Origin of the sequence: Sulfuricurvum sp. MLSB, assembly GCF_000747095.1 — a bacterium.
Lineage (GTDB): Bacteria > Campylobacterota > Campylobacteria > Campylobacterales > Sulfurimonadaceae > Sulfuricurvum.
Window position 1 is genome coordinate 1 of the sequence record NZ_JQGL01000041.1, and the last position, 21,021, is coordinate 21,021.

General features: G+C 47.9%; 28 protein-coding genes. 18 read left to right on the forward strand and 10 right to left on the reverse strand.

The features are described 5' to 3' along the window. The 9 genes from era to JU82_RS04370 all read right to left on the reverse strand — a co-directional run. On the reverse strand, window positions 1-779 hold a 779-nt coding region (era, locus tag JU82_RS04330; RefSeq protein WP_037946954.1), incomplete at its 3' end, for a GTPase Era. 9 nt (window positions 780-788) lie between these two features. Further along, window positions 789-2,117: an HslU--HslV peptidase ATPase subunit gene (gene hslU / locus JU82_RS04335; RefSeq protein WP_294892123.1), complete on the reverse strand. Its 1,329-nt coding sequence runs from the start codon at window positions 2,115-2,117 to the stop codon at window positions 789-791. 5 nt (window positions 2,118-2,122) lie between these two features. Next, window positions 2,123-2,656, reverse strand: a complete 534-nt coding sequence (gene hslV / locus JU82_RS04340; RefSeq protein ID WP_037946956.1) for an ATP-dependent protease subunit HslV — start codon at window positions 2,654-2,656, stop codon at window positions 2,123-2,125. A 3-nt stretch (window positions 2,657-2,659) separates the two neighbouring features. Next, window positions 2,660-3,106: a 50S ribosomal protein L9 gene (gene rplI, locus JU82_RS04345; protein ID WP_037946957.1), complete on the reverse strand. Its 447-nt coding sequence runs from the start codon at window positions 3,104-3,106 to the stop codon at window positions 2,660-2,662. A gap of 13 nt (window positions 3,107-3,119) precedes the next feature. Then, entirely contained in the window at window positions 3,120-3,851 is a 732-nt protein-coding gene (locus JU82_RS04350; RefSeq protein ID WP_037946959.1) for a ferredoxin-thioredoxin reductase catalytic domain-containing protein, read from the reverse strand. A 9-nt stretch (window positions 3,852-3,860) separates the two neighbouring features. Continuing rightward, complete coding sequence (locus tag JU82_RS04355) at window positions 3,861-5,078, reverse strand: argininosuccinate synthase (RefSeq protein ID WP_037946966.1); 1,218 nt, start codon at window positions 5,076-5,078, stop codon at window positions 3,861-3,863. Window positions 5,079-5,169: 91 nt separating this feature from the next. After that, a complete protein-coding gene (locus JU82_RS04360) occupies window positions 5,170-5,424 on the reverse strand; it encodes a hypothetical protein (RefSeq protein ID WP_037946976.1) in 255 nt (84 codons plus the stop codon). Then, on the reverse strand, window positions 5,414-5,788 hold the full coding sequence (fliS, locus tag JU82_RS04365; RefSeq protein WP_037946978.1) for a flagellar export chaperone FliS: 375 nt from the start codon (window positions 5,786-5,788) through the stop codon (window positions 5,414-5,416). Before fliS ends, JU82_RS04360 begins: the two co-directional genes overlap by 11 nt. Window positions 5,789-5,836: 48 nt before the next feature. Next, window positions 5,837-6,220, reverse strand: coding sequence for a flagellar protein FlaG (locus JU82_RS04370; protein ID WP_037946980.1), 384 nt, complete (start codon window positions 6,218-6,220; stop codon window positions 5,837-5,839). A gap of 106 nt (window positions 6,221-6,326) precedes the next feature. On the opposite strand from JU82_RS04370, the gene JU82_RS04375 reads away from it, so the two are divergent. The 3 genes from JU82_RS04375 to JU82_RS04385 are packed head-to-tail and all read left to right on the forward strand — an operon-like array spanning window position 6,327 to window position 9,130. After that, on the forward strand, window positions 6,327-7,532 hold the full coding sequence (locus JU82_RS04375; RefSeq protein ID WP_037946982.1) for an MFS transporter: 1,206 nt from the start codon (window positions 6,327-6,329) through the stop codon (window positions 7,530-7,532). Further along, a complete protein-coding gene (locus JU82_RS04380) occupies window positions 7,529-7,813 on the forward strand; it encodes a hypothetical protein (RefSeq protein WP_294892124.1) in 285 nt (94 codons plus the stop codon). Before JU82_RS04375 ends, JU82_RS04380 begins: the two co-directional genes overlap by 4 nt. A gap of 12 nt (window positions 7,814-7,825) precedes the next feature. Then, window positions 7,826-9,130: an MATE family efflux transporter gene (locus tag JU82_RS04385; protein WP_294892125.1), complete on the forward strand. Its 1,305-nt coding sequence runs from the start codon at window positions 7,826-7,828 to the stop codon at window positions 9,128-9,130. A 4-nt stretch (window positions 9,131-9,134) separates the two neighbouring features. Here the strand turns inward: JU82_RS04385 and JU82_RS04390 are convergent, their stop codons facing one another. Further along, window positions 9,135-9,548: a PAS sensor domain-containing protein gene (locus JU82_RS04390; RefSeq protein WP_037946984.1), complete on the reverse strand. Its 414-nt coding sequence runs from the start codon at window positions 9,546-9,548 to the stop codon at window positions 9,135-9,137. A gap of 139 nt (window positions 9,549-9,687) precedes the next feature. Here JU82_RS04390 and JU82_RS11730 point away from each other — a divergent pair, with 139 nt between their 5' ends. The 15 genes from JU82_RS11730 (at window position 9,688) to JU82_RS04465 (ending at window position 21,013) form a co-directional block, all read left to right on the forward strand. Beyond that, the gene (locus tag JU82_RS11730; RefSeq protein ID WP_294892126.1) at window positions 9,688-11,715 is read left to right on the forward strand and encodes a hypothetical protein; all 2,028 of its coding nucleotides are present in this window, start codon (window positions 9,688-9,690) and stop codon (window positions 11,713-11,715) included. A gap of 10 nt (window positions 11,716-11,725) precedes the next feature. Further along, on the forward strand, window positions 11,726-12,826 hold the full coding sequence (gene dapE / locus JU82_RS04400; RefSeq protein ID WP_037946986.1) for a succinyl-diaminopimelate desuccinylase: 1,101 nt from the start codon (window positions 11,726-11,728) through the stop codon (window positions 12,824-12,826). 29 nt (window positions 12,827-12,855) lie between these two features. Beyond that, window positions 12,856-13,251 (forward strand): DUF255 domain-containing protein, encoded by a 396-nt coding sequence (locus tag JU82_RS04405; RefSeq protein ID WP_037946988.1) that lies wholly within the window; start codon window positions 12,856-12,858, stop codon window positions 13,249-13,251. A gap of 31 nt (window positions 13,252-13,282) precedes the next feature. After that, entirely contained in the window at window positions 13,283-13,654 is a 372-nt protein-coding gene (locus JU82_RS04410; protein ID WP_037946991.1) for a RidA family protein, read from the forward strand. Window positions 13,655-13,716: 62 nt separating this feature from the next. Next, complete coding sequence (gene rplU, locus JU82_RS04415) at window positions 13,717-14,025, forward strand: 50S ribosomal protein L21 (protein WP_037946993.1); 309 nt, start codon at window positions 13,717-13,719, stop codon at window positions 14,023-14,025. Window positions 14,026-14,063: 38 nt separating this feature from the next. After that, window positions 14,064-14,321 carry a 50S ribosomal protein L27 gene (gene rpmA / locus JU82_RS04420; RefSeq protein WP_037946995.1) on the forward strand — a complete coding sequence of 86 codons (258 nt, stop codon included), beginning with the start codon at window positions 14,064-14,066 and terminating at the stop codon, window positions 14,319-14,321. A 191-nt stretch (window positions 14,322-14,512) separates the two neighbouring features. After that, window positions 14,513-15,607, forward strand: coding sequence for a GTPase ObgE (gene obgE / locus JU82_RS04425; protein ID WP_037946998.1), 1,095 nt, complete (start codon window positions 14,513-14,515; stop codon window positions 15,605-15,607). Beyond that, window positions 15,608-16,381, forward strand: coding sequence for a glutamate 5-kinase (gene proB / locus JU82_RS04430; RefSeq protein ID WP_037947001.1), 774 nt, complete (start codon window positions 15,608-15,610; stop codon window positions 16,379-16,381). Further along, on the forward strand, window positions 16,378-17,289 hold the full coding sequence (fmt, locus tag JU82_RS04435; RefSeq protein ID WP_037947003.1) for a methionyl-tRNA formyltransferase: 912 nt from the start codon (window positions 16,378-16,380) through the stop codon (window positions 17,287-17,289). Before proB ends, fmt begins: the two co-directional genes overlap by 4 nt. Beyond that, on the forward strand, window positions 17,270-17,905 hold the full coding sequence (locus JU82_RS04440; RefSeq protein ID WP_037947006.1) for a biotin--[acetyl-CoA-carboxylase] ligase: 636 nt from the start codon (window positions 17,270-17,272) through the stop codon (window positions 17,903-17,905). The genes fmt and JU82_RS04440 overlap by 20 nt, the downstream gene beginning before the upstream one ends. Further along, entirely contained in the window at window positions 17,902-18,684 is a 783-nt protein-coding gene (locus JU82_RS04445) for an AAA family ATPase (protein ID WP_037947008.1), read from the forward strand. Before JU82_RS04440 ends, JU82_RS04445 begins: the two co-directional genes overlap by 4 nt. Before the next feature lie 9 nt (window positions 18,685-18,693). Beyond that, entirely contained in the window at window positions 18,694-19,536 is an 843-nt protein-coding gene (locus JU82_RS04450; RefSeq protein WP_037947009.1) for a ParB/RepB/Spo0J family partition protein, read from the forward strand. Between the two features lie 68 nt (window positions 19,537-19,604). Next, window positions 19,605-20,027 (forward strand): ATP synthase F0F1 subunit B', encoded by a 423-nt coding sequence (locus JU82_RS04455; RefSeq protein ID WP_037947011.1) that lies wholly within the window; start codon window positions 19,605-19,607, stop codon window positions 20,025-20,027. A 10-nt stretch (window positions 20,028-20,037) separates the two neighbouring features. Then, complete coding sequence (locus tag JU82_RS04460) at window positions 20,038-20,367, forward strand: hypothetical protein (protein ID WP_294892127.1); 330 nt, start codon at window positions 20,038-20,040, stop codon at window positions 20,365-20,367. A gap of 109 nt (window positions 20,368-20,476) precedes the next feature. Beyond that, window positions 20,477-21,013 (forward strand): F0F1 ATP synthase subunit delta, encoded by a 537-nt coding sequence (locus tag JU82_RS04465; protein ID WP_037947012.1) that lies wholly within the window; start codon window positions 20,477-20,479, stop codon window positions 21,011-21,013. Window positions 21,014-21,021 lie beyond the last annotated feature (8 nt).

Here is a 21,021-nt window from a genome sequence, read left to right on the forward strand (position 1 = left end):
CGTTCGATCTTTTCTCGGGCATTCCGGCCGATTCGTTTGATGGCGCTTCCGGCTTTGCCGATAATGATCCCCTTTTGGGTCTCTTTTTCAACGATAATCGTGGCACGTATATGTTCTACCGGACCGTCTTCGTCAATTTTATCGACTATGACATCCGATTCGTAGGGGATTTCATCGCTAATATTGTCGAAAATGGCTTCGCGAATGAACTCTTTGTAAATATCGCGCATCATTTCGGTTGTGAGGTTATCGGGATCGTAGAGGTAGGGTGATTCGTCAAGCTGTTTGGCTATAGCATTGAGAAGGTCGTTTTTTCCCACATTTTTGGTAACCGAAACCGGGATAAGGGCTTCGAAACGGTCGCTGAAACGGTTGTATTCGCCGATTTTTTTGAGGAGATCTCCTTGCGAGACCTGATCGATTTTACTGAGGACGATAATGTGTTTACGTTTTTGGTCATTCAATTCCAAAAAATTTTCGTAATGGACGGTCTTGTCTGAAGCCGGGGCGAGATAGACGACAAGATCACAATCACCGATCGCTTTAAGCGCTTCTTCGAGCATATACTGGTTGAGAAGTTTTTCGGCTTTGTGCAGCCCGGGGGTATCGACAAAAATGATTTGATCGTCGTTGTGCATGACGATGGCATTCGAACGTTTGCGGGTAGCGTTGGCTTTTTGGCTTACTAGGGCGATCTTTTCTCCAAGCAACCAGTTCATCATCGTGCTTTTGCCCGCATTGGGGCGTCCTACCAGTGCGACAAATCCGGCTTTACTCATGAAAATCCTTTAGAGAATGTAACGTGCGAGATCTTCATCTTCGACGACAGGCGATAGAATCGTGTTGACCGTGTCTTCGGTCACGGTCACGGTAGTGTTTTTGTACTTAAGGGCATTGAAACTGATCTCTTCGAGGACTTTTTCAACAACGGTATGGAGCCGTCTGGCCCCGATGTCTTCGGTTTTTTCGTTTGCTTTTTGAGAATAGCGTGCCATAGCCCGTACAGCGTTGTCTTCAAACTTGAGAGTAACTTGTTCGGTTGAAAGCAGTGCTTTGTACTGCTCCAATAATGAGTTCTTCGGTTTGGTCAGAATCTGGTAAAGCGCTTGCTCGTCGAGCGGTTCGAGTTCGACCCGCAGAGGAAAACGTCCTTGCAGTTCAGGGATCAAATCGCTGGGTTTGGTCAAGTGGAAGGCGCCTGCGGCAATGAAAAGGATATGGTCGGTTTTGATCGAGCCGAACTTTGTCGAGACGATGCTCCCTTCCACGATGGGAAGAAGATCGCGTTGGACTCCCTCTTTGCTCGGGTCGTTACGTCCGTCACTGCGGGAACTGACGGCAATCTTGTCGATTTCATCCAGAAAAATGATTCCCCCTTCTTCCGCTCTTCGTAGCGCTTCGCGCTTGATCTGATCTTGATTGAGAAGCTGTTCGGAAGCCTCTTGACGCAATATTTCTTTAGCCTCTTTGACGCTCGTCTCTTTTTTGGTCTCTTCTTTTCCCATTACGGAGAACATTTTGGAAAACGATTCCTGAACCCGTGCGATCTCCGGGGGCATGTTCGTATCGTTAAATTCGATATTTCCTTTGGAGATATCGATTTCGATCGTCCGTTCGTCCATTTCACCGAGGATGATGCGTTCTTTCATGCGCTCTTTGGAGAGGTTGTATTCCTCTTTTTTCGCATCGGATGCAAAATGGGACGGTTCTGGGAGGAGCTTTTTAAGGATGTTGTCCAGAATGTATTGATCGATGGCGTCTTTGTTGTTTTCGTTGTGTTCGGCTTTGACCATGGAAAGAGACGTCATCACGAGGTCTCTCACCATCGATTCGACATCCCGGCCGACAAATCCCACTTCGGTATATTTGCTCGCTTCGACTTTGATAAACGGCAGCTGCATCAGTTTTGCCAGACGGCGGGAGATTTCGGTTTTACCTACCCCGGTAGAACCGATCATCAGGATGTTTTTCGGCATGATCTCGTCTTGAATCGACGGATCAAGCTGCAAGCGGCGATAACGGGTGCGTAGGGCCAGCGCAATCGTTTTTTTGGCATTGGTCTGCCCGACAATATGTTGATCGAGGTAATCGACGATCTCTTGAGGGGTCATATCCATGTCATTCATCCGAGGGAAAGAGTTTTGATATTGTGGTTGGTGTAGATGCACAAATCGGCTGCGATGGAGAGGCTTTCTTTTACCAGTGCCTCTTCGTCAAGGCTGGAATGATGTTTTAAAGCCCGTGCCGCGGCAATGGCATAGCTGCCGCCGCTTCCGATGGCGGCAAGCTCTCCGTCTTCGGGTTCGACGACATCACCGTTTCCGGTAAGGATGAAAATATGCTCATTATTGAGGACGATCATCATCGCTTCGAGACGGCGCAGAATTTTGTCTTTGCGCCACGCTTTGGAAAAATCGATAACCGCTTTGATAAGTTCGCCTTTACGATGGGAGAGATGTTCTTCGAACATATCAAAAAGGTTAAAAGCATCTGCCGTGGAGCCTGCAAATCCGGCCAGAATCTCTCCGTTGTGGAGAGTGCGGATTTTGGTTGCATTGTTTTTGAGAACCGTAGTTCCGAACGTCACCTGACCGTCGCCGCCGATAACGGCTTTATTCCGACCTTTATACGCGAGTATGGTGGTGGCGTCAAACATAGGTTATGCCCCTTTGATTTCGACGCGAAGAATCGCGTGGATACCGTGACCGAGCTTGAGATCTAAATCGTGCAAACCGGTCGTTTTGATCCCGTGCTTGGCATCGAGTTCTTTCTTGTCGATTTCAATGCCGTGCTGCTCCAGCAAGGCCTGGGCAATTTCGTCTTTGGTAACGGCGCCGAAAAGATGGCCCGTATCGCCGAGTTTTTTGGCAATAACAACGGTAATATCGGCAAGTTGGGTTTTAATGCCGTTTAACCGTTCGATTTCAGCCGCTTCATTGGCCGCTTTTTTGCGCTGATCGGCTTCATATTTTTTCAATACTTCATTGGTGGCGGCGAGGGCAAGCCCTTTGCCGATCAGGAAGTTTTTGCCGTAGCCGTCGGCGACGTCTTTGATCTCGCCGGCCTTACCGACTCCTTTGACGTCTTTGGTGAGTAGGACTTTCATAATGCTCCCTTGGTTAACCGCGGACGATTTCGCCGCCGTAAGAGACGATACCGTGGGCCAGGTTGGATACTTTGGTGTATCCCATATCGGTTAGAATGCGTTGACAGTGCGCGCTTCGGCTTCCGACATGACAATAGACGATAACGTGCTCGTCTTTGCCGATATTCGCTTCATTGAGGGTCTGGAAGAAACTACTGGTAGGAACCAAAACATCCGCACCTGCGATGCGTCCCATTTTCCATTCCATCCATTCACGGACGTCAACGATTTTAAAGTTGACCATTCCCAGTTCTCGTGCTTCGATCAGTGCAGTAAGCTCGTCGCTGTCGATGTCGCTTTTGTTCAGCAACATTTGGCACTCTTCCGTGCTCAAGCCGCGTGAATGTTGATGCACGACGGCTTCTATCTCTTCATTTTTGAGCTGCGATGCCGCATATGCCGGGGTACAGAAAATCTGGCAATGGCAAACGCCGTCGGTCGGAATTTCATGTTCGAGTGCCGGTTTGCACGGGCAGATACGGTCTTCTTCTTTATTCCCTGTGATGAAAAAACATGGGCAGTAGCGTTTCCCGTGCATCAGTTTATTCCGCGTCAACCCAAACTGAATTCCCTGATTGATCTCAGGATCGGGATTGTAAACAAATCCGAATTGCGCGCATACTTTATCGGTGAATTTGATCGTTTTGTCGAGTTCTTCTTTAAATTCGACCGATTCAGGGTCGATTTTAGTAATCGTTCCGCTCATGAGTATTCCTTATTTGTTTTTACGCGCTTTGCCCGCAATGATAAAGCGCAATGCGTTCAGCTTGATGAATCCGGCCGCATCTTTTTGATCGTAGACGGCATCTTCTTCAAACGTGCAGTAATCGGCATTGAAAAGAGAAATATCAGAACTGCGTCCGACTACCATAACGTTGCCTTTGTAGAGTTTGAGGCGTACCGTTCCGCGGACGTTTTCCTGGGTTTTGTCGATGGCGGCTTGGAGCATTTCGCGCTCCGGTGAAAACCAAAAACCGTTATAAATCAGTTTGGCATAGCGTGGCATCAACTCATCTTTGAGGTGAGCCGCTTCGCGATCCAAAGTAATGGACTCAATCGCACGGTGCGCTCGGATCATGATCGTACCGCCCGGCGTTTCGTAGCATCCGCGGCTTTTCATACCTACATAACGGTTTTCGACGATATCGGCACGTCCGATACCGTGACGGCCTGCGATGATGTTCAGCTGTTCAAGCATTACGGCCGGAGAAAGGGTTTTTCCGTTCAAGCTTACCGGGTCACCTTTTTCGTATCCGATCTCGATGTATTCTGCTTCATCAGGTGCATTTTCCGGTGAAACCGTCCAACGCCACATACTTTCTTCAGGTTCGGCAGCAGGGTCTTCAAGAATCCCCCCTTCGTATGAAATGTGCAAAAGGTTGGCATCCATCGAATACGGGGATTTTTTGCCGCTCATTTCAATTTTGATGCCGTGCTCGGCAGCATAGGCAAGGAGTTTTTCGCGGGAATTGAGATCCCATTCGCGCCATGGAGCAATGATCGTCAGCGAGCTGTTTTGTCCAAGATAGCCCATTTCGAAACGGACCTGATCGTTACCTTTGCCGGTTGCACCGTGACTGACGGCATCGGCACCGGTGATACGGGCAATTTCCGCCTGGCGTTTCGCGATTAGCGGGCGTGCGATAGAGGTACCCAAAAGATATTCTCCCTCGTAAATCGCGTTGGCGCGGAACATAGGGAAAACGTAGTCGCGTACAAATTCTTCACGCAGGTCTTCGATGTAGACGTTCTCAGGCTTGATCCCAAGGCCGAGCGCTTTTGCACGGGCAGGTTCTACTTCTTCGCCCTGACCGATATCAGCGGTAAACGTGACAACTTCACATTTGTATTCATCTTGAAGCCATTTCAAAATAACACTGGTGTCCAATCCGCCTGAATAGGCGAGAACAACTTTTTTAACCTCTTTTTTCATAATCTGTATCCTTCTTAACTGATCCCCGGACTTCATACATCTGAAATGGAGTGAATACCGCGATTCTAGCAAAAAAAGAATGAGAATGGCGTTAAAGTTTGATATTTAATGAGGAGTCTGTGGGAGTCTGGGAGGATTTCAGGTAATCGATCGTACTCTTGAGGTGCTGAAGCGTTTGCGTAGTCTGACGTTTAGTGGATTCTGCCAATTCAGATGCCTGTTGTAGAAGATAGGCAGCCTGCTCTATCTCTTCGAGGGTTTCAAAGTGCGGTATTTCGTCTATTAGGGAAGAAATGGTGTCAATTTGTTCCAAAATAAGTGCGGCTTTGAACTCGTTAAGCCACATTGGTGCTGTCTTTCCATGCTTCGAGTAAACCTTTGATGACATTATTCACTTCGTCAATCTTTGTACTGTCTTGGTGAAGCGCCGCTTCCATCAATAATTGAAGCTGATAGGTGTACAGTCCGGCCAAATAATGGGCAACGTCACCGTGCGAGTAATCCAGAATATTGATCAATTCGGTTACAACCGCGCTGGAACGGTTAATCCAGTACGTTCGTTTCTCGATATCGCCTGTTTCAATACAACGTTTTGCCTGCATGTTGAAACGCAAAATCCCTTCGTACATCATTTGAATCAATTTTGCGGGTGATTCCACGACGATATCGTTTTGTCTATAGGTGTTGTAGGCAAGATTGTTGTTGTACATCGAAAATCCTTTAAATTATTTAAGTTGATAAAGTACTCTGAATGGCGATTATACGCTTTGGTCAAAAAGAAGACCGTTGATTTCCTGAATTTTCGGCAAAATCAATTCAGCTTCTTCTGCCGGAAACCGACGAAGCATACTGTTGTCTTTTGTGTCAATGACGGAAACATAAAATTCATCCGACGAATTGTCAAAACCGAAACGCAATGACGTATTAAACGGATTAAGCGAGCGGTTAAGCTTCATAACCAGGTCTTCCATCTGTTCTTGGTAATCGGCTTGAGAAACTTTTTGACCAGTGGCCGATTCAGAAGGTTTGTTTTCGTTCGTTTGAACTTTCTGCATTTGAGCGCTTTGCATTTCTGCACCGCTGCTCTTTGACATAGGCATCTGACTCTGCTGCATTTTAGCAGTCGTTTGCAAAATTTCCATTTTTCTCTCCTACTTTATTAGGTGGGACTATTGATATTTTCTAAATCGTCCAATGATCTAAAAACTTTAGGGCTTGTCTATAATAATATGTGATACCCTTGCGTTTATGAAACGATACTGGGCCCTTTTACGAGACGAACCGCTGCTTCGTCGTCTTTCTCTTATTCAGCTGATAGCCTATTTCGGGGCATGGTTCAGCAATGTTGCGATCTATACTCTGCTGATTCAGATGGGAGCCGATGCGGCAACGATCGCTTTGGTGGCAGCCTTGCATTTTCTTCCGGGGGTTTTTCAGGCTCCGTTGAGCGGCGTTCTCATTGATCGGATCAATCCGAAACGGCTGATGATTATTCTGACAATCATCGAAATCGTCTGTACCCTTTCTCTGGTAACGATCGATTCGGTCTCGATGTTGTGGCTGCTGTATATTCTGGTATTTATCCGTATGGGAGCATCAAGTTTTCATTTTACGGTGGAGATGTCGCTGCTTCCGCGTATACTGGAAGGGAAATCGCTTCAGACTGCCAATGAGATCCATTCCATTATCTGGTCGCTTTCCTATACCCTCGGGATGGCGCTGAGCGGTTTGGTTGTGTATTGGATCGGCGTGACGCCTGCTTTTTTGCTTGATGCGGGATTATTTGTCATTGTTTTGGTACTGGCATCGGGACTGCAGCTTGAAAAGACGATTGCGGCTCATCCTCCGCGTTTTATGATCATGATGGGCGAAGCGATGGTCTACATCGGTAAAAATAAGATCGTTTTGCATCTGATGATATTGCATGCGGTGCTCGGCTTTACGGCTTTCGATGCATTGGTGGCATTGGCGGCAAAACACTATTATGCCGACATTGTTGCCGTTTCGCTGGGGATCGGATTGCTCAATGCCGCGCGGGCATTAGGACTTGTGATCGGGCCGGTAGTGCTTGGGCATTGGATTAACAATGCACGACTGGGATGGCTCTTCGCGGCTGAAGCAGGCGCTATTGCCTTGTGGGCGGCGGTAATGGAAGACTTTTATGCGTCTCTGGCCGCATCCGTTTTAGTCGGATTCGTAACAACCACATTATGGTCGTATACCTATACTCTGCTTCAACATCATACCCGCAGCGAATTTTACGGTCGTGTTGTCGCCTACAACGATATGATTTTTTTGGGAGTAGGGGCATTTGCTTCTTTGCTGATCGGGCATTTGGCTCAGCAGGCGATCGGGTTGGGAACGATTGCCTTGATTTTAGGAGCCGTTTTTCTTTTGGCATCCATGTATTACCGTTGGATACGGCGTAATTTCAGATTGAAGGAGATCGAATGAAGGGTGAGATATGGTTTGAAGATGACGGAAAGAGGATCGATTTGTCCAAAGTGACTCGTCTTTATCCCGCCGTTATGATTCATGCCGGAGGAGACAGCGCGTCGGTTTCTCTTGAATGGGCCGAGCTCAAAGCGGATGTGGTTACCGTCGAAGCGTATGTGCTGATATGCGATTTTGATCCGGTAGGAGAAATTCCGGTCAATCGGGTTGAACTGCGTTACGCTACCAAAGAGGCGCTTTTTCAGGCGATGCAAGAGATTGCGCAAAAGCTGCAGGATTAAACGGTCTTTCTAATGAAGCAAAACGTTCTGCGGCTGGCGATACCTGCTGCGCTCAAACATCTTCTTGATATTATCCAGATACTTATCGATATGATCATGATCGGAGTGCTTGGGGCCGCAGCGTTGGCGGCAGTAGGGCTTTCAATGCAGTTCATGATGGTCATACAGGCCGTGATGAGCGTGTATGCCGTCGGATCAAGCGCTTTGATTTCCCGTTACATCGGCAGCGCTCGGCGTCACCGTGCATCGGCTGTCGTCTATATCGGCAGTTGGATCGCTTTGCTTGCATCTGCCGTCGTCGGGACGGTAGGATGGATTTATTCGGATGATTTTTTTCGTTGGATGGGTTCCGATGCGGAAGTCATAAGGCTCGGCAGCGATTATTTTCAGATTCTCTGTCTTGGTATGGGGCTTATTTTTCTGGATACGTTAGCGTACAATGCCCTTTCCGCCGCGGGCGACACCAAAAGCTCTTTAGCTATTAAGGTCGTTTCGGCATTTCTTAACGCCGGATTGAATTATTTGTTTATCTTCGGCCACGGGGGCTTTGACGCCATGGGGGTAGAGGGGGCGGCGTATGCGACCGTGTGTGCGTACGGGTTCACGGTTGTCGTGTACGGATGGCTTTTGCTCAAAAAGGGGGGAGTCCTCGGTGTCTATCCGATTCTCATGCTCGCCGATGTACGCCGATTGATCGCTGTCGGCTTGCCGGCCGCATTCGAAAGAGTGCTCGGAGTTTCTTCCTTTTTGCTGTTCGTCGTGATCATCGCTTCGTACGGCACTCAGGCATTGGCCGGGTATCAGATCGCTCTTCGGATTGAAGCGTTGGCCTTCATGCCGGGATTCGGATTTTCGGTTGCGGCGATGGTGCTGGCCGGACAATACATCGGAGCACGGCAATGGGACCATGCGTATCAGGCCGGAGTGCTGAGTTCCAAAATCGCGATTGTTTTTATGGGAAGCGTAGGCATCATTCTGGTGGCATTTCCCGAATATCTGGTGCGGTATTTTACGAATGATGCCGCAACGATCGAATACGCATCGATCTATCTCCGGCTGGTCGGAATTTCTCAGGTTCCTCTGGCTTTGACGTTCGTTCTCAGCGGTGCGTTGCGGGGAGCGGGAGCGACCAAAATGACGATGCGGATTTCGATCCTTTCTTTGTGGATATTCCGTATCATTCCTGCTTATGCGGTGATGAAAATGGGGCTGGGAATTTTCTGGGTTTATGTGGCAATGACGGTTGAAACATTTATCAAAGGGTGGTGGTTTTGGCGGGTTTACCGCCGGAAAGAGTGGCTGGAAACAAAAATTTGAAATGCTATAGTTCCGCCTTCATCATCTCCTCGTATTGCTCCTTGATGATCTTGAGGCGGTTTCGATCCGGCATTTTGCGTGATGCGATGTAGCCGATGACGCTGCCTTCTTCATCCAATTTGGGAACAATATGGACGACTACCCAGTAAAATTTTCCGTCTTTGCGTAAATTTTTGACGTACCCTTCCCAGATTTTTCCGCTTTGGATCACTTTCCACATTCCTTCAAATGCCGCTTTTGGCATGTCCGGATGGCGCAAAAGACTGTGTGGCTGCCCGACAGCTTCGACTGCCGTATATCCGGTCATTTCCGTGAATTTGCGATTGACGTACGTAATGATCCCTTGTGTATCGGTTTCGGAGATCAGACTGCGTCCGTCAAATAAAACTTCTTCATTCACCGGTGTTGGGCGTGTCATCTTCAAGGTTGTCCTAAAACTTAGATTAGTGTATAAGTATGCGATTATAACTCCATTCTTACTAAAATTAAAGTTAAACACCAATCATTCTTTATTGTGAGGGTATAATGGCATTCAATATAGTGTATGCGGTGACAACATGATAACAGAGCCTCAAGCCTCACTTTACCTTGATAACAGCGGCAACAACGGATACGCGATCGGCGTTGCCATGATGGAACCCTACGGGATGAAGGGGTGGCTGTGCGAAATCCCTTTCGAAGCGGCCCACCCGTATGCAGCCATTGACCGTGCGTTGCATTTGCTTTTTGTGATCGGTTGCCGACAAGTGATGATCGGAGCGTCCTCACGCCGTTGTTTTGATGAGATAGAGAGTAACTTTGCCATGTTTGAGTATCGGTACGAAACGTGCCGCTTTGATACGGCCGATCAAAACAGATTGTTCCAAGAAGCATTTGCCATCACGTCGTTATTAAGCCCCATCGAGCATCTGAGTCTGGAGGAGAGGCCGCTGTGCGCACAAGCGCTCTCAATGTTGTCACAAAGGCTTCTTGAAAGCGATAAAGCGCCTTTTGCCCTCCCGACGATTTTGGAAACCGAAACACTGATGGAAACGGGCAATAATGCCCTCGAGCAGCTGGAAGTGACCTCGATCGATCCAAAGCTTCCCAGCATCGCTAAAATCATGTTAATGATGTCGACGCCGATGGGAAAACGGCTGGGGCGCTTTCGTCTTTTCTTACCGATTCAGGATGCCGCCGAGCTGAATCGCCGCTACGATTGGATTCAGGCTGCGAATCCTCATGCGCGATGGCTTCAAAACGAGCTGCAAAACGTAGGGGATATCGAACTGGCCTGGTGGCATTGTCAGAATAATCAGGCATCGGCAGAAAGCATCGCGCAGCTTGCCGACTCTGTCACTCAGGCGGCGCAGATACGCGACTATCTTGCAAAGCATAAAGTCGCATCCCTGCTTCCGCCGGAGACTTTACTGAACGGATGGCCGCAAGAGGTAGCGTCGCGTTGTGCTCACCGCCAGTGGATCGATGAACAGATTCCCCATGTGCGCGAGCTGATAGAGTGGATCGCTAGGATTGACGTTGCCGTGACATCCGCGTTGGTAGCTGAAAAATACGCGCTTACCCGCCCGATGATCGTCGAAGGAGCCAAAGAGCATTTTTTGCAGGCGATGGGATTGCGCCATTTGCTGGTCGAAGCACAGGGGATTGCGTATGTTCCCAATGACATCGTTATGGGTCAGCGCGATTATCTCGATCTGCCGTATCCGACTACGGTCATGCTGGATTCCCGCGTCCATGACGGTGCCGACATCAGCGGGTTATTGCTGTACGGCATCAATTCGAGCGGAAAATCATCCTTAATGAAAAGCATCGGTATCGCCGCCGTACTCGCGCAAGCCGGCTTTTTTGTTCCCGCCAAATCGATGAAGTTTTCCCTTTTTGACGGGGTTTATACCCGTATTATGTCCCGTGACAACGTTGCTAAGTCGCTCTCGACCTTTGGAGTGGAAATGTTGGAACTCAACACGATCTTCAGCCGTGCCACGTCCCGTTCGCTTGTTATCGGGGATGAGATCAGCCATGGTACAGAGACTCTTTCCGCGGTAGCTATTGTCGCTTCGACCATTATAGAACTGGCGCGGAAAGGGGCTTTATTTCTTATGACGACTCATTTGCATCAGTTGTCGATGATTCACGAATTAAGTCGTTTACGCGAAGTCGTCAGCCTCCATTTAAGCGTCCATTATGACGAGAAAAGCGATAAGTTGGTGTATGACCGTATTCTCAAACCGGGGCGCGGGAGCAGCGTATACGGGCTAGAATTCGCCGAATCGCTTCATATGAATCAGCGATTTTTGGATAATGCCAAGCGCCTGCGGGAAAATCTGGCCAAAGAATACGATGTTCTGGAACTGGGACACCAAAAGGAATATATCAAACGCTATCGCGAGATCAGTGCCTGCGAATGTGTCATTTGCGGTTCTCTAATCCGCAACAAAGCGGCGATGCCTTCGGCCAAAGAGCACCATCATCTGATACCGCTTTGTGAAAAGCATCGTACCCAGATCGCTGAAGGCAAAATCAAACCAAGAGGGCTTATAATGACGCCGCAAGGTTTGCGTCTGGAATACGAGACGCAGTTATAGAGGAATACGCTTGAACGTTATCGAACTTTTTAAAAAGCTGCTTGAATCGCACAGTGTCACGCCGGATGACGGAAAAATTTTTGATTTTCTGGAAGGGTATCTGGACGGTTTTACGTTTATTCGCATCGATTATGCGGAGGTGAAAAACGTGTTTGCCTACCGCCGCTTCGGGGAGGGTCCCCATCTGTGTTTTGCAGGGCATGTCGATGTCGTTCCTGCGGGAGAAGGGTGGGAGAGCGATCCGTTTGTCGCAACGGAAAAAGAGGGATATATTTATGCCCGAGGCGCACAGGACATGAAAAGCGGCGTAGCGGCATTCGTTCAGGCGCTCAAAGATGCCGAACATTTTAAGGGAACGCTTTCCGTGCTCCTGACGTCCGATGAAGAGGGGCCGGCCAAACACGGCACCGTTGAAGTCCTTAAATACCTTAAAGAACGCGGTATGCTGCCCGATGCTGTGGTCGTTGCAGAACCCACTTGCGAAACGTCGTTCGGGGATGCAATTAAAGTGGGACGCCGCGGTTCGATCAATGGGGTAATTGAGCTCGTCGGCAAGCAAGGGCATGCCGCGTACCCTGAAAAAGCGGTCAATCCAGTACATCAGATTGCTTCGGTATTGCCGAAAATCGCCGGGGCATTTTTGGATGAAGGGGATGAATATTTCGCTCCAAGCCAGATCGTGATTACCGATATCCGTGCAGGAATAGAGACGACAAACGTCTCTCCGGGCAAACTGAAGATGATGTTCAACGTCCGTAACTCGACCCGAACCGATGTATCGGCGATCGAAGGGTTCATGGCGCAGCACCTTGAGGGATTAAATTATACGCTTCGGCTGGAGCCGTCGGCCATGCCGTTTGTGACCGATGCCGAAACTCCGATTGTGAGAGCGTTATCAGCATCAATCGCCGAAGTGTGCGGCATTACACCCAAGCACTCGACTGCGGGGGGAACATCGGATGCCCGCTTTGTCGCGGCATACGGAATCGATGTGATCGAATTCGGTGTCATCAATGATACGATTCATGCTCCGAATGAGCGGACATCGATTCATGAAGTAGAGCAACTGCATCGTGTTTTCGGACGACTAATCGAACGATTTGGATTATAATTACGTTTTTAGAATGCAAAAGGGTTAACATGAAAAAGATGGTACTGTGGCTTGCAATGCCGTTGTGGCTTATGGGGGCGGAGATCAACTGGAACAGCAGCTTTGCTGAAGCACAAGTCAAAGCGAAAAAAGAATCCAAGCCGATGCTGGTGATCATCACGACCGAACAGTGCCGATGGTGCCGCAAGCTTGAAGCGACAACGCTTGAAGACGATACGATCATCTCTACGATCAATAGCAAATTTTCTGCCGTACATGTGACGCGGGACAAAAGCGTTTATCCGAAAAATCTGACCGCTAAAATGGTTCCGATGAGCTATTTTCTCGATCCGAACGGCAAAGTACTCTACTCGATGCCGGGATATTGGCCGACCGAGGATTATCAATCGATTTTAAACGATGCCTTGAGAAAATACAAGAAATAATTCATTCATCACAAATATCAAAAGGAAAATAATGCAAATAGTTCACACTCCCAATGCTCCTGCGGCCATCGGGCCGTATTCGCAAGCCATGATCGCGGGCGGAATGGTTTTTACTTCCGGACAGATCGCTTTGAAACCTTCGGGTGAGATGGTGGATGGGGACGTCAAAGCCCAATGTGCGCAGGTTTTATCGAACCTTAAAGCCGTTTTGGAAGCTGCGGGAAGTTCGTTGGATAAAGTGGTCAAAACAACCATCTTTTTGGACAGCATGGATGATTTTGCCGCAGTCAATGAACTCTACGGTGCGGCATTCGGAAATCATAAGCCTGCACGTTCTACGGTTGCGGTAAAAACGCTACCGAAAAATGCGCTTGTCGAGATTGACGCGATCGCTTTAATCTAAGCTTAAATAAAGTTCGGCTACAATTCGCCACTTTTTGTAGACTTGTAAAGTAAGGAACAGTAATGTACGCAATTATCAAAAACGGCGGAAAGCAGTACAAAGTTCAAGAGGGTGATATCCTTTTGTTCGATAGAATGGGTCTTGAACCTAAAGCAACCGTCGAAATCAAAGAAGTTCTTGCCGTAAACAACGGTGAACTTAAAACCGGTACTCCATTTGTAGAGGGTGCTGTCGTCACTGCAGAAGTTATCAATGAAGGTCGTGACCGTAAAGTCGTGATCTACAAAAAACGTCGCCGTAAAGACAGCAAACTCAAACGTGGTTTCCGTAGAGATCACACACGCGTTCGTATCACTAAGATCGCCGCGTAAATTCTTTTAGAAATCTTAGAAGGTAAGAGGAGAATACAATGGCTCATAAGAAAGGTCAGGGTAGTACACAGAATAACCGCGATTCAGCGGGACGTAGACTTGGTGTCAAAAAATACGGCGGAGAATTCGTAAGAGCGGGTAACATCATTATCCGTCAACGTGGTACGAAAGTTCACCCGGGTAAAAATATCGGTATGGGTAAAGACCACACTTTGTATGCGTTGGTTGACGGCGTCGTTGCGTTCGAGCGCAAAGACAAAAAACGCAAACAAGTTTCTATTATCCCTGCTGCTTAATTTCTTTTATCGGGCTCACGCCCGATCCCTGGTAATTTTTCCCCAATCCTAGTAAAATTTATTTTCTTAACGGTGTGCTTTTTTGAGTGCTATGAGATGCTGTAAAAGTATAGTTTTAAGTAAATATAATTTGACAATACCGTCAAAGGGACTATGCCCTTTGACTTTTTTTAATGTGAAAAGGAACATCCATGTTTAGCGATAGCGTAGAACTTACCGTCTCATCCGGAAAAGGGGGAGCAGGGTGTGTTGCTTTCCGCAGGGAAAAATTCGTCATTCAAGGCGGTCCCAACGGCGGCGACGGCGGTCGCGGCGGGGATGTCTATTTCAAAGTCGATAACAATACGCACACGCTGGCTCATTTCCAGGGGAATAAAAACCTCAAAGCCGAAAAAGGGCAGCAGGGCATGGGGTCAAATATGGCCGGCAAAGCGGGTAAACGGCTCGTTGTCATTGTTCCGCCGGGGACGCAGGTCGTGGATGTCGAAACGGGCGAAGTACTGCTGGATCTGGTAGAAGACGGCAAAGAGGTTTTATTTCTTACCGGCGGACGCGGCGGACTGGGGAATGTCCACTTCAAATCCTCAACGAACCAAAAACCGATGTATGCCCAACCGGGCGAACCGGGTGTGACCCGTGTAGTCAGACTTGATCTGAAGCTGATTGCCGATGTCGGTCTGGTCGGATTTCCGAATGTCGGAAAATCGACCCTTATATCGACCGTCTCCAATGCACGTCCCGAAGTCGCAAACTACGAATTTACGACATTGACCCCAAAGCTTGGACAAATCAATATCGGCGATTATGATTCGTACATCATGGCCGATATTCCGGGAATTATCGGCGGGGCATCGGAAGGAAAAGGGCTGGGGCTCAAGTTCCTGCGTCATATCGAGCGTACCAAAACCCTCCTTTTCATGATCGATCTGGCATCGTATCTCGAACTGGATTACCAGTATGAGACACTGAAAAAAGAGCTCGAAGCATTTTCGGCGCTTTTGTCCGAGCGCAATTACGCGATTGCGCTGACACGGGCTGACGCTATGAGTCCTGAAGAAGCGGTTGAGAAAACCAATGCCTTCTTGAAGATGCTCGATCTTGCTCCCGTTGCGAAAAGCCGGTTCGGTTTTGACGAGGGGTATCCTGTTTACGAGCAGGAACACTTTGAAAAAGAGTTTTACGATCCATCAAAGCCGGCCTTCGTCGCACCGATCTCATCGGCTATTCATCTGAATATCAAGCCTCTTACGTATGCACTTTATCATTTGATCGTCACGGAGCGCTAAATGAAACGGATTGTCGTCAAAGTCGGCAGTGCGGTTTTAAGCGAACAAAACCGTATAGCCAAAGACCGGATGAAAAATCTTGTCGACTTGATCGCTGAACTGAAAACCAGATACGAAATCATCCTCGTCTCTTCCGGTGCGGTTGCTGCCGGGTATACCGAACTTAAACTCGATAAAAAAGTATTGGCGAACAAGCAGGCGCTTGCATCGATCGGCCAGCCGATTCTGATGAATAAATACCGTAAAATGTTTGATCAATACGGACTTCTCCCCTCGCAGGTGTTGGTAACGGCAGCCAATTTTAATACGCTTGAAGAATCCCAGAAAGCAAAAGATACGATCGAAACCTTGCTTCAGCACAATGTCGTCCCCATCATCAACGAAAACGATGCAACGGCAACGGAAGAATTGATCCTTGGGGATAACGATCAGCTCTCTGCCTATGCGGCATACCATTTTGGCGCCGATTTGTTGGTGATTTTGTCCGATATCGACGCGTATTACGATAAAGACCCCCGTAACTATGAAGATGCGTCCGTCCGGACGCGTATCGAGTTTATTACCCCCCAGGAATTGGCCATGGAAGTAAATCCAAACCACAATTTCGCCACGGGGGGGATCGTTACGAAACTTAAAGCGGCCGATTTTCTCCTCAAGCGGGGCGGAGCGATGTTTCTAGCCAGCGGGTTTGACCTAAATGACGTACGCAGTTTTTTGATGGAAGGCAAACATCTGGGCGGAAGTCTATTTAAAGCTGATGAAGGGCAGGTATGACCCGCATTGTTTTTATGGGGACACCCGATTATGCCGCTTCCATTTTGCACGGATTGATTGACGCGGAAGACATTGATGTTTGTGCCGTATATACTCAGCCTGACAAACCGGTAGGGCGCAAAGCGGTGTTGACGCCGCCGCCGGTGAAGGTACTGGCAGAAGAATCGGGGATCCGGGTTATTCAGCCTTCGCGTTTGAGAGATTCTGATGCCATTGAAGAACTATTGTCGATTGAATGCGATTTGATCATCGTAGCCGCATACGGGCAGATTTTGCCCAAAGCGGTTTTGGAACACGCTCCGTGCATTAATCTGCACGCCTCGATTCTCCCTCAGTACCGAGGGGCGAGCCCGATTCAGCAGAGTCTGCTGAATAACGATGCAAAAACAGGTGTCACGGCGATGAGGATGAATGAGGGGCTTGATACGGGCGCCGTCATTCAAATCCGCGAAATTCCGATCGGGCCGGATGAGATGGTGGAATCGTTGTATAAAAGGTTGACGGATACGGCTGTCGATCTGACGCTGGACGTTGTCCGCCAGTGGGACCGCCGCACCGCAATACCTCAGGATGATGCCGAAGCGACACTTTGCCGAAAGATAACCAAAGCGGAAGGTTTGATCGATTTTGCCGATGCACGGGAGATTTATAACCGCTATCGGGCATTTACCCCATGGCCGGGAATCTATCTCGAATCCGGATTAAAACTAAAAAGCATGATCCTTGAAGACGAAGAGAGCACCGGCACACCCGGAGAAATAACCCGTATTGATAAAGATAGCATCGTGGTACAGTGCTCCAAAGGTTCATTGAAGGTATTGAAAGTACAGGCGCCTTCGAAACAGGAATCATCGGTCATTGATTATCTTAACGGCAAACGGATAGGGTGTGGAAATACACTGGTTTGATTCGATCGAATCGACACAAGCCTATTTGATGGATGAGCTGAAAGCCTCCCGATTGCAAGCGCCGGTGTGCGTCGGTGCGGGTATTCAGATGACGGGGACAGGTTCACGGGGAAACCGATGGATTGGAACGGAAGGAAACCTTTTTATTTCGGTAGCGTTTCCGCGCAACCGTTTCCCGTCGGATCTGAAAATCGAATCGGCATCGATCTACATGGCTTTTCTTATGAAGAATATTTTGAGTTCACTTGGCTCAGCCGTATGGCTCAAATGGCCCAACGATTTTTATATGAGTGAGAAAAAGATCGGCGGCGTCATCACCAATCTGGTTGGGGATACGCTTGTATGCGGGATCGGGCTTAACCTGTGCAGCGCACCTGAAGGATTCGGCAAAATGGACATTAGCGTTTCGCCATATGATTTAACAAAAAGGTATTGCGAAATGTTTAAAAATTTGCCTTCATGGAAGCAGATTTTTAGTAAATACCAGTTAGAATTTGAGCAGAGTAGAGCTTTCTTTACGCATCATCAAGATGCAAAAATCGCATTGGACGAAGCTGTTTTGCTTGAAGACGGTTCGTTAATGTGCAAAGGTCAAAGGATATTTAGTTTACGATGAATGAAGTTATTGTAATTGCCAATCAAAAAGGGGGGGTGGGTAAAACCACTACCGCGGTCAATCTAGCTGCTTCTTTAGCCGTTGCCGAAAAAAAAGTTCTTTTGATCGATGCCGATCCGCAAGCCAATGCGACAACATCGCTCGGGTACCACCGCAACAACTATGAGTTCAATATTTACCATGTTTTGATCGGTGCCAAAAAACTGCGGGAAATCATTCTCAAAACATCATTGCCCAAACTTTTTCTGGCCCCTTCGAATATCGGTTTGGTCGGAGTCGAAAAAGAGTACTACGATGCAGGCAACGCCAAGGGGCGCGAATTGATCCTCAAACGCGCTATTGCTCAGGTAAAAGACGATTACGATTACATCATTATCGATTCGCCTCCCGCGCTTGGACCGATGACAATCAATGCATTGTCGGCATCCAATTCGGTCATTATCCCGATTCAATGCGAGTTTTTTGCATTGGAAGGGCTTGCACAGTTGCTCAATACGGTCAAACTGGTGCGCAAAACAATCAATCCGAAATTGACAATCAAAGGATTCCTGCCGACGATGTACAGCGCACAGAATAATCTTTCGCGTCAGGTTTTTGCCGATTTGCGTCAGCATTTTCAAGGGAAACTTTTTAAATCGCTTACCGATGACTTCATTGTCATCCCGCGTAACGTCAAACTTGCGGAATCACCGAGTTTCGGGAAACCGGCGATTCTTTACGATGTAAAATCGAGCGGTTCGGTAGCATACCAAGAATTGGCGCACGCCATTATCGCTTAAAGGAGCATCATGGCGAAAGCATCTGCACTCGGTCGAGGTCTTGGAGCGCTGCTCAGCGAAATCGAAGAAGCGTATGAAAACGAACTCCCCAAAAAAGGCGGGGTTGAAGAAATCCCTCTCGTCAAAATACGCCCCAATCCGTATCAGCCCCGTAAACATTTTGATCCCGAATCACTAGCAGAACTCAGTGAATCGATCAAAACGCACGGATTGCTTCAGCCGATTGTCGTCAAGGAAGATCTCGACGGCTATATTTTGATTGCCGGTGAACGCCGTTTACGGGCCAGCAAACTTGCCAAAACAAAAACGATCAAAGCAATCGTCGTTTCGGTCAGTGACGATCAGATGCGTCAGCATGCGCTGATCGAGAATATTCAACGCGACGAACTTAATCCGATCGATTTGGCGCAAGCGTATCAGGAGCTGATCGAGATTCATGAACTGACGCACGATCAGCTCTCGCATACCGTCCATAAAAGCCGGGCACAGATCACGAACACTCTTCGTTTGCTCCAATTGGGAGATAAAGGACGCAAAGCGCTGGCTGATGGCAAGATCACCGCAGGACACGCCAAAGTGATCGTTGGTCTTGAGCCTTCCGAACAGGCGTTGATGATCGATTCGATTATCGGGCAGAAGCTGAGCGTCCGGGATGTCGAGAGCATGGTCAAAAAGATTAAACTTCCTTCGGCTTCCGTTTCGCCGCAGGTGCCTGTGAATGAATTAAATTTTGCTTCGTTGAAAAAGCGTTTGAATGAGTTTGGTTATAAATGTGGCACCAAAGGTGACAAGTTAACCATCGAATTTGAAAATAATGCCCAAATTGAATCATTTTTAGACCTACTTTCCTAATATCTGCCCGCGTTTAACTGTCCCTTCAATTTACTAGTTGTATAATCACGCAACTTTTAGGAGGTGGTATGTTAGATATAAGTCCGATGCTGCTTGGCAGCACACTGATTGTCTTCCTTGTCCTTATTGCCGTACTAAACAGTTTGCTTTACAATCCTCTTTTCAATTATATGGAAAAACGGGATGCGGATATTAAACACGATTTGGAGCAAGTTGGAAACAACGACTCTGAAATCGCCGCATTTCACGCCAAAGCCGAAAAGATTATGAGTGATGCCAAACTGGAGGCCGCGGCTTTAAGAGAAAAAGTTATTGCTGAGGCCAAAGCGCTGGCAAATAGCAAAATCGAGGCAAAGCGTGCTGAACTGGCACTTGAGTACACGAAGTTCGAAGAGGCACTCTCGGAAGAACGTGCACGATTGAAGGAAGCACTGATGAGTGATGTTCCTTCATTCCAATCTGCTGTATCAGCAAAACTAAATCAAATTTGAGGGGGACGCCATGAGTAAAATTATCGTAACGGTATTGATGCTGGGCGCCTATCTTTTTGGATCGGAAGCTGGAGCAGAGGGTTCGACGGATATCGTTCAAAGAACGGTCAACTTCCTTATTTTTGCCGGAATTCTTTATTACATTTTAGCGGAGCCGGTCAAAAATTATTTTAGCGGGCGAAGTGCGGAAATTGCCGATGAACTGGATAAAGTTCAAGAGCGTCTTCGTGAATCAAAACGTCTTAAAGAAGCGGCTGAGCATAAAGTAGAAGAAGCTGTACGTTTCGCAAATGAACTGAGCGAAATGGCTAAAAAAGAGAACAAAATTTTGAGAGCGTAAAATGGTTCGTGAAGTCGTTACAGAAGTGATGAATGACGTCATGAACAGCAGCAGTGATGCTCTTGGCAAAGAGGCTATGACCGAAATCTTGAAAAAGAAGGTGGCCTAAATGCAGTATGAGCTAATTGCCAAACGCTATGCCAAGCCGTTGATCGACATGTGCGATCAAAGCGCTTTGGAAAATCTTTCTGAGCTTTTGAACGGAGTTGCTGAATCATTCAAGAATGAAAAATTGATTCGAATCATGAACAGCGGCGATGTCAAAAGCGAAGCAAAGACGCAATTGATCCTGGATATGGTTGCTCCGGCAAAAAGCCAGACCGTCAATAACCTGATCAAATTGCTGGCTGAAAACGGCCGCCTTCCACTTATTCCTGCTCTGGCAGCTGAATTGAAGCGGGAAATCGCACGTTCAAAACGGATGTACAAAGGACGAATTTACAGCGACAGCGCAATCGATCAAGCATCGGTTGACGCCATCGCGCGTGATCTTGGAAACAAAGTCGGTGCAACCATCGCTTTGGAATACGTTCCTGCACAATACGACGGCATCCGTGTCGAAGTGGATGAGCTGAATGTTGAGATCAATTTTTCAAAAAGCCGCCTCAACGCTCAGTTGGTTGAGCACATTTTAAAAGCAATTTAACCCTCGCG